The 1,718-nt window shown below is 73.1% G+C and carries 1 protein-coding gene and 1 pseudogene; both read left to right on the top strand.

Annotated elements, in window-relative coordinates; translation table 11 throughout:
* Positions 1-105: 105 nt before the first annotated feature.
* A complete protein-coding gene (locus EHS43_RS43930; protein WP_125195982.1) occupies positions 106-1,344 on the top strand; it encodes an MFS transporter in 1,239 nt (412 codons plus the stop codon).
* Between the two features lie 102 nt (positions 1,345-1,446).
* Positions 1,447-1,718, top strand: a pseudogene (locus EHS43_RS43925) (hypothetical protein); the annotation flags it as partial.

Genomic DNA, 1,718 nt, shown 5'->3' with positions numbered 1-1,718 from the left:
ACGGAACTCCCTTCCACGGAACCCCCTTCCACGGAACCCCCTTCCACGGAACCCCCTTCCACGGAACCCCCTTCCACGGAACTCCCGTTCACGGAGGACTTGATCATGGCGCCCGGTGGGAACCGCGGCTGGCTGCTCCGCCTCGTCATCGCCTTCAGCTTCGCGCAGGGGGCGGTGTCGATGGCGCGGCCCGCCGTCTCCTACCGGGCCCTCGCGCTGGGCGCCGACGAGCGCGCGATCGGTGTCATCGCCGGTGTGTACGCGCTGCTTCCGCTCTTCGCCGCCGTACCGCTCGGCCGCCGCACGGACCACGGGCGGTGCGCGCCGCTGCTGCCCGTCGGCGTGGTGCTGATATCCGGCGGCTGCGCGCTCAGCGGCATCGCGGACTCCCTGTGGGCCATGGCGGTCTGGAGCGGGGTGATGGGCCTCGGCCACCTCTGCTTCGTCATCGGTGCCCAGTCCCTCGTCGCCCGGCAGTCCGCCCCGCACGAACAGGACCGCAACTTCGGTCACTTCACCATCGGCGCCTCCCTCGGCCAACTGGTCGGCCCGGTCGCGGCGGGCGCCCTGATCGGTGGCCCCGACATGGCGGGCACGAGCGCGCTCGCGCTGCTCGTCTCGGGCGCCGGGGCGGCGGTCGCGTTCACCTCGCTGTGGCGCATCGAGCACCGCGACACGGGGGCCAAGTCCCGTACCGGGCAGGCCGACCGGATCCCCGTCGGACGCATCTTCCGGACCCGGGGCGTGCCCGGGGGCATCTTCGTGAGCCTGTCCGTGCTGTCGGCCACGGACATCCTCACCGCGTACCTCCCGGTGGTCGGCGAGCACCGGGGCATCGCCCCCTCGGTCATCGGCCTGCTGCTGAGCCTGCGCGCGGCGGCCACGATCGCCTGCCGCCTGGTGCTGACCCCGCTGCTACGGCTGCTGGGGCGCGCGTCGCTCCTGACCGTGACGTGTCTGCTGGCCGCCCTGTTGTGCGCGGGCATCGCCCTGCCGGTCCCGGTGTGGGCGCTGGCCGTGATCCTCGCCCTGCTCGGTTTCTGCCTCGGCGTCGGCCAGCCGTTGTCCATGACGACGGTCGTCCAGGCCGCCCCCGAGGGCGCTCGCTCCACCGCCCTCGCCCTGCGGCTGACCGGCAACCGCCTCGGCCAGGTCGCCGCACCGGCCACCGCGGGCCTGGTCGCGGGACTCGCGGGCACCGCCGCGCCGTTCGTGATGCTCGGGACGCTGCTGCTGGTGTCGGCGGGGGTGGCGCTGCGCTCTCCGGAGCGGTCCGAAGAGGCCGGACCGGCCGTCGGCAAGAGGCTCCGGCGCCCGGGATTGCGCCGCACGAGCGATATCTGACGGCGCGCCGGGCGCCGATGCGGGGGAGCGTCGCGGGCATCGAGGAGAGTGCTGCCGAAAGAGCGATTTGTATGGAAATCGTCTGAATTCGGAGGAGCGCGCATGCCCACCCTGACACTCCCACGTACCTTCCGCGTCCGAGCGGGCGCCACGGTCGTCCTCACCGCCCTCGCCGCGGCCGGCGCGTCCTGGGTGGCGGCGCCGACCGCGTCGGCCGCCGGCGAGAACGGCGACATCCGAATCCACCGCGTGGGCGTGCCGTTCGGCGTCTCTAAGGACGATCCGCGGGTCTGCAAGTTCTACCTGGACGCGGTCAACTTCGACGCCCTGACGACCATCGCCTACACCATCACGCCCCAGCCCCCGCTCCCCAC

This window comes from Streptomyces sp. RP5T, from assembly GCF_003933965.1.
In the GTDB taxonomy this organism is placed as follows: Bacteria; Actinomycetota; Actinomycetes; order Streptomycetales; family Streptomycetaceae; genus Streptomyces.
Note: the sequence above shows the minus strand (reverse complement) of the source record. Positions and strands in the feature narration are given on the sequence as shown.